We start from the raw sequence: 6,840 nt of genomic DNA on the forward strand, positions 1-6,840 counted from the left end.
TGATCCGCAGGCAACCGGGCCTCGCGCGCAGTATTGAACTGCTCGTCGAACCCGACAGCCTACCCAGGTTACAACCCATCGAAACCGTCAAATCCTCTGTGCAGAGGTACTAGATGCCAGTCACCTGGTAGCGGCATGCAGGCTCGTTAAGTCCGAGCGCGAACTTTTGTATATGACCGAGGCGGCCGCGATAGCGGACCGGGCGATGCTCGCCGGCGTCGACAAGATCGCCGTCGGCGCCAGGCATTGTGACGCGGCCGCGATCCTGTCAGCTCTCTGCGCCGGGACCGAGACCATTCCCGGCGGGCCGCCACCGTCTCCACCGTTCATCCGTGGTGGAAGGTTCGCCAACGCACCGCACCAATTTTGGATTGACGACGTATTTGCCCTCGGCCACCAGTATTACCTCGGGATTGGTGCCAGCCGGCACCGGTATGTGGCTCCGATGACGAGGACTGCTCATCTCGGCCCCATCACTCCACGCCCGAAGAACCAACATGAAGGTGCACTGGCGGGATTCCACGCCGCCGTCGACGCACTGCGCCCCGGCGCGACCTGCGCTGATGTTGCGCGGGCGTTCCAAGCGGCTATCCGGCCGTACGGTCTCACCAAGGATTCGCGCCTGGGCTACTCTGTTGGCCTCGACTGGCTGGATGGCCCAAGCCTAGGGACGAACAACGATACCGAAATTCTAGCCAATATGACCTTCCTGATTCACATTGGCTTTTACGAGCGCGGCGAACTCTACATGTTGAGCGATACCGTCCGGGTCGCCGAAAATGGCTCCGAGGCAATGAGCAAGCTTCCGCGCATCCTGTTCGAGCGTCCCGCATGAAAATGCAAGAGCAGCGATACCTCGCGCAAAGTCGCCGATCTGCCGGCGCCGCTCATGTTGATCACGGATCCCGCTGACGGGCCTATGGGGAGAAAGGAGGAGCGGCCAAGGCAGGTTTCTCTGTTCGGCCGAATGGTCGAGCGCGCCTCTCCGGAACGGGACCACGGGCCCATCCAAAGAATGGAGCAGAACTATCTGGTGAGCATCCCCCGAATCGTCGCTCCAAGGCACAAGCTGCCATGCGAACTCTCTTCGTTCCGCGTCCGGCGACGAAAAACCCCCGCTTGGTCCGGAGCTGAATAATCTCCTTTCAGGCCAACAGTTTGTTCAGCGCGGCCAACGTCTCGAAGTGCATAGTGACGACACACATGTAGTGAGTCCGACATAAGAGCAAAGCCGATGTTTTGTCAGTCGCGTATCGTATTGATTTAGGAAGACCTTTCGCTTGGCACGGCACATGCTTTTCGCTTGGTACGGGGATCTGTTTTCTCTGCAGCTGTGCCACGAGCGTAGCGGTTGCGATGTCAAGTGGAGTGAAGATGGATTTAGAGCTCGACGGCAAGGTGGCGATGGTCGCGGCCGCTTCCAGCGGCTTAGGTTTGGCCACCGCTGAGGAGTTGGCCAAAGAGGGCTGCCGCCTGTCTATCTGTGGGCGCGATCCGGGGCGGCTCCAAGGAGCAGAGGATCGGTTGCGCAAGAAGGGCGCCGAAGTGCTGTCACGCGCGACCGATGTGACTGACTGCGCTGATGCAGCAGCTTGGGCTGCCGAAACAGCGGAGCATTTTCACTGTATCGACATCCTGGTGACGAATTGCGGCGGGGTTTCTGCCGGACCACCCTCGGCCATGACGCCCAAGGATTTCAAAGATGCGGTCCAGCGAGTGCTTCTACCTTCGATAAATCTTGTGACGGCTGCCTTGCCGCATCTGCGTCGCTCGAGCGCGGGGCGAGTATTGATGCTCGCTTCCGAGGCCATTGTACGAACCCCAGCACATTTCGCACTGTCGGGTGTCGCACGAGCGGGGCTGGTGCCTTACTGCCACACGCTCGTACAAGAATTGGCGGGAGAGAGCATCACGGTAAACGTGCTCGCACCTGGAGCACACAGCACCGCGATTCACGAAGCCAATCGCCATGGTAGCCACGCCGCGGCCATTCGTGCACTCGAGGACAGGACTCCGGCTCGACGCCTTGGCGATCCATCGGAATTCGCAGCAGTGGCTGCATTCTTGGCCAGCCCTCGCGCGGCCTATGTGAGCGGCCAACTGATCGTCATCGATGGCGGGCTGAGTGCAACTGTCTGACCCATGGTCTAAGGAGCCGCCGCGTGAATACAGCCAACGCACAGAGTGCCGATATCGATCTTGCGTCTTCGATCGCGCATGCCGGCATTCGCGCTCGTCCTAAGCGGGAGCTCACTTTCTCCTTAAGTGTTGGAAATAGCTCTGCAAGCCGGCCGAGGCAGTGCCTGACAGCTGAGAGTGATCTCTCACAGTTCGATCCGTACTATTGGCATGCACAGAGTGCGGAAGAAGTTGACCCGTCGGAGGGCGGCAACGCAGCTCCTGAGTTTCGCCATGGCTTTGATCATGCCGAAACAGTTGACCTTACCGCCTGGGTTGGCGCGCATCAGGCGATGTTCCGCAATGTCAGATATCGCCTCTTGGGATTTGATCACGCTGTCTTGCGTGCTGAATGATGGACGTCACTTGCACTAAAGCGAAAAATAGTTGGTGGGAGTAGGTGGTCGATGATGCCTGATACAACTCACAACATCAGAGAAGGATACCAGGAGCTGTTCGGAATTGACGGTAAGGTCGTCAACATTTCAGGCTCGAGTCGCGGTCTGGGCAAGTCTCTCGCCACCTGCTTTGGACGATTGGGGGCGAAGGTAGTCCTTTCCTCGCACAATGATGCTGAACTGGCCGGAGCAGAGGCCGAACTTGCGGGCCAAGGAATCGAGGTGATGGCTATCCGCGCTGATGTGCGATCGCACGACGATTGCAAGGCATTGATCGGTGGCACGGTCGACCGTTTTGGGCGGATCGATGTGATGGTCTGCAACGCAGGCACGGACATCATAAAGCCAGCGCATTCCTATGAAGAGCCGGAATGGGACGAGATTGTCGACACTAATCTGCGTGGTTACTACTATTGCGCCAAGTTTGCCGCCCAAGCAATGCTCCATCAAGGCGATGGCAGCATCATCATGACGTCTTCAGTCGCCAGTTCGCTCGGCATACCTGGGCTGGCTGTCTATGCTGCGAGCAAAGGGGGCGTCAATCAACTGACGCGCACCATGGCGGTGGAATGGGCCGACAAGGGCATTCGCGTAAATGCCGTCGCACCTGGATTCATCAACAACTTCATGGATGGAGTGCATCCGAACCTCGATACGCCTTACCAGCGCCGGGCAATGGACCTCACTCCAATGCGGCGCCGGGGGCATTTGTCCGAGTATTTCGGGCCTTACATCTTCCTCGCGAGCCCAGCTGCATCGTTCGTCACCGGCGAGATTCTCTATGTGGATGGGGGTTACGCCGCGAGCTGATCCAAGCAGACGCTTCGACGTAGTGGGGCGGGAGAAGGAAGTGGAACAATGTTAGGCACGATACCAGATGAGTTAAACTTCCTGGACTGCACCCTGCGTGACGGTGGATACTACACGGGTTGGGAGTTTTCACCAGGACTGGTCTCGGACTATGTCGCTACCATCAACGCCCTTCCGGTACGCATGGTCGAGCTGGGGCTCGCCGGAAAGCCTGAGAGTAGCGGATATTTCGCCAGGATCACGAACTCTAAGGCCGAAGAGGTAGCCGCTGATCTCCTGGTTGAAGCATGCGTGATGATCGATGCCAAAGATGTGCTTGCGAGCGAACTGCCTTTACCTATTGCCGTGGCGCGCCTGACAGAGGGATTACTGCCAGGGCGGATCACGACCATACGAGTCGCGGCGCACTACAGCAACGTGGCGGCATGCCGGAACATTTGCGCTGAGCTGTCGCAGAGGAGCTTCCGTGTGTTTTTGAATCTCATGCAGATCGACGCAGCTGATGCTGCAGCAGTTGAGGTCTGCCTGAACGGGCTAGAGCGGATCGATAGCCTTGACGTGCTTTATATCGCGGATTCCTTTGGCTCCATGAAGCCGAGCCGTGTTCAGGAATTGATCGGCCAGTTTGCCGGTCGACTTGGGAGTGAGATTGGATTTCATGGCCATGACAACCGCGGATACGCACTGATCAATTCAGTGGCGGCCGCGATGGCAGGAGCGACCTGGATAGACTGCACCATGGGTGGCATGGGCCGCGGAGCCGGGAATACGGCCAGTGAGCAGCTCCTGCCGGTTCTCGGTCACCTCGATGCGTCCGTAGAACAGGCGCTTCTGGGGCATGTCCTGCGTCACTTCGATCCGCTTCGCAAACGGCATGGCTGGGGCAGCAGCGCGGCATATCAGTTCGCCGGCTCAAACTTCATCCATCCTTCCTATGTGCAAAAGTTGCGTGAAGAGGGGGCCTTGTCTGATGCCGCGATTGTCGACCGCCTTTCTAGCCTCCGCTCCGACGAACGGATGAGTTTCGCCGACGAAAACCTTTCGCAGCTGATGGCGCAGAAGATCGCCTGATCGCTCGGCTGAGGTCCCTTTTTCCAACTTCGGAGGCAGCCATGGCTTTACGAAATACAGCTGTGAAACCATCGTTCCTCCCATCTGATCCGCGGTTTTCATCAGGCCCCTGCCGCAAACATCCGGGCTGGAGCGTGCATTCAACCATGCTGCGGTATCTTGGACGCAGCCACCGGAGCCCCGAAGGGGCAGAAAGGCTGAAAGAGGTAATCAGGCGCATGGTGGCTTTGTTAGAGCTGCCTGATAGCTGGATTTGCGGTATCGTGCCCGGTTCGGGCACTGGAGCTTGCAGCATGGCACTACACAACTTGCTGGGCCCGTTGCCAGTCGAGACATTCGTGTCAGATAGCTTTTCGCGGTATTGGGCAAATGAGATCGATACGTTAGGGGTAGCCTCCCAGAGGCGCCATGTTTGTCCTTTCGGGGAATTCCCAGACACGAACGGGATCGATCCCAATAACGACATCGTCCTGGTATTAAACGGCACCAACAGCGGCGTTTGTCCACCGGATCTTGACTGGATTTTTCCAGACCGTGCCGGACTTGTGATCGCCGATGCGGTCTCTGCAGCTTTCACGAGGCGCATCGACTACGATCGAATCGACGTTCTGTGCTGGTCATGGCAGAAGGCGCTTGGTGGCGAAGGCGGCCACGGTATGATCGCGCTCTCGCCTAGGGCCCAGGCACGTCTCAAGGTCGGCGGGAGCAAGCCCGTGGCCCGGCTCATGAAACTTCATAATGCCGACGGGTCGGTGAACGAAGCGTTCTTTGGCGGTCGCACGATCTCGACCCCGAGCATGTTCGCCGTCGAGGATATCCATTCTGCGCTAGACTGGGCCGAAGCGTGCGGGGGACTATCCGCGCTTCTGAACAGGGTTGCGGATAACTATGCTGTCATGGCGGACTGGGTGGACTCCACTCCGTGGATTGATTGGACCTGCATCGATCCCGCTTCACGCTCGGCCTGTTCAATCACTCTCCGGTTTCCAACAGAGCAACTCGCAGCCGGAGAAACGGACGATGAGAAAATCGCCGGTCGGATTAGCCGTCTGCTCGAAGCGGAGGGCGCGGCCTTTGACATTTGGAGCTATGGTGACGCCCCCCCCGGATTCCGAATATGGGCGGGGCCAACTGTCGAGTCAGAAGATCTTTCGATTTTATGCGAATGGCTGGCCTGGGCTTATGCCGAGGCGTGCCAAGGCAGCATACCACCCGAAGCGAGCGTCTTGCGTGAGAGCTGTTGTCCGTCCTCTGAGGCAGTTCAGCCAAGGACGGACTCGGCTTGCCTTGCACCCGCCGCTCCCAAAAAAACACGTCCCCAGACGCTGGCCGATTGCTATGACGCGATACTTTTTGACGCGACGGGAGTCCTGGTCAGCGGAAATGACGCTCTCCCAGGCGCTGCTGATATCTTGGCGCGACTTAATGCGTCCGGTCAGCCATTCTACATCGTGACGAATATTAGCAGCGGATCGGATCAAACCATATTCTCACGTCTTCGCGGCGCCGGACTTCCGATCCCGACAGTTGACAGTATAGTCTCTGCAGGAGGTGTTGCACGACTTCGGGTACTTGAAGAGCTGGCAGCCGGTCGATTAGTTTCTTATCTGGGCAGTCCACAAGCTGCGCATGACGTTTTCGGAAAGCATCCAAATCTTTGTGGCGCTGAGACAGCCGAGACATTCGACACGCTCGTGGTGCTCGACGACGAAGGTTTCGACTTCAAAAGAGCTGCCGACCGCATCCTGTCGGTCTTTCACCGACGGCTGATTGAGACCGGCGAAATGCCCGGTATGATCGCGGCAAACGCGGACATCATTTATCCCAGCAATGACGGCTCGTTGATCTTTGGACCAGGCATAATAGGGCCAATGCTTGAGGCCGGACTAGCACCGTTTGGAGCTCTTCCGATCCCGGTGGAGTTTATGGGCAAGCCAGGAAAAGCGATTTTCGAGGAATGCATCGCTCGGGCCGGTGCCGACCGCCTTCTGATGGTCGGCGATCAGCTTGATACCGACATCAAGGGCGCAAAGGCTGCCGGGCTCGACTCACTTCTCCTGTCCACTGGCCTCAACGACTGCGGTGAGTTGCGTCAAGGCGAGAACGACGCTCCCGATTATGTAGCAAAGGACCTTTATCAAATCTTTGATGGCAGTTTGTCTCCACACGAGCAATCCGAGAAATTTTCCAGGACAACACTATCTTCTTAGAGAGCCTGAGCCATCTGGATGCGCCCGGCGCCCGCATCGTTTACGAGCCGACAGCTTCATATCACCGGGCCTTCGAGCGGACACTGGGGGCGGCAGGCCTGTAGCTGGTCAAGCCCGACTTCAACAGTTGTTTTTGAATAGATCTTTATAATCAATGAGATGTGCGGCCCCCA

6 protein-coding genes are annotated in these 6,840 nt (G+C 57.9%); all 6 read left to right on the plus strand.

Annotation, left to right across the window (positions count from 1 at the left end):
* The first annotated feature begins 172 nt into the window (after positions 1–172).
* The 6 genes from ACWGTO_RS32395 to ACWGTO_RS32420 all read left to right on the plus strand — a co-directional run bounded on the left by ACWGTO_RS32395 (position 173) and on the right by ACWGTO_RS32420 (position 6,667).
* Positions 173–835 (plus strand): M24 family metallopeptidase, encoded by a 663-nt coding sequence (locus ACWGTO_RS32395; RefSeq protein WP_454578796.1) that lies wholly within the window; start codon positions 173–175, stop codon positions 833–835.
* A gap of 539 nt (positions 836–1,374) precedes the next feature.
* A complete protein-coding gene (locus ACWGTO_RS32400; RefSeq protein ID WP_454507686.1) occupies positions 1,375–2,139 on the plus strand; it encodes an SDR family oxidoreductase in 765 nt (254 codons plus the stop codon).
* A 23-nt stretch (positions 2,140–2,162) separates the two neighbouring features.
* On the plus strand, positions 2,163–2,534 hold the full coding sequence (locus ACWGTO_RS32405; RefSeq protein WP_454578797.1) for a hypothetical protein: 372 nt from the start codon (positions 2,163–2,165) through the stop codon (positions 2,532–2,534).
* A gap of 51 nt (positions 2,535–2,585) precedes the next feature.
* Complete coding sequence (locus ACWGTO_RS32410; RefSeq protein ID WP_454578798.1) at positions 2,586–3,386, plus strand: SDR family NAD(P)-dependent oxidoreductase; 801 nt, start codon at positions 2,586–2,588, stop codon at positions 3,384–3,386.
* Positions 3,387–3,434: 48 nt separating this feature from the next.
* The gene (locus ACWGTO_RS32415) at positions 3,435–4,457 is read left to right on the plus strand and encodes a hypothetical protein (protein ID WP_454578799.1); all 1,023 of its coding nucleotides are present in this window, start codon (positions 3,435–3,437) and stop codon (positions 4,455–4,457) included.
* A 293-nt stretch (positions 4,458–4,750) separates the two neighbouring features.
* Positions 4,751–6,667, plus strand: coding sequence for an HAD-IA family hydrolase (locus ACWGTO_RS32420; protein ID WP_454578800.1), 1,917 nt, complete (start codon positions 4,751–4,753; stop codon positions 6,665–6,667).
* The last annotated feature ends 173 nt before the right edge of the window (positions 6,668–6,840 follow it).

It is taken from the genome of Mesorhizobium sp. PL10 (assembly GCF_053714315.1).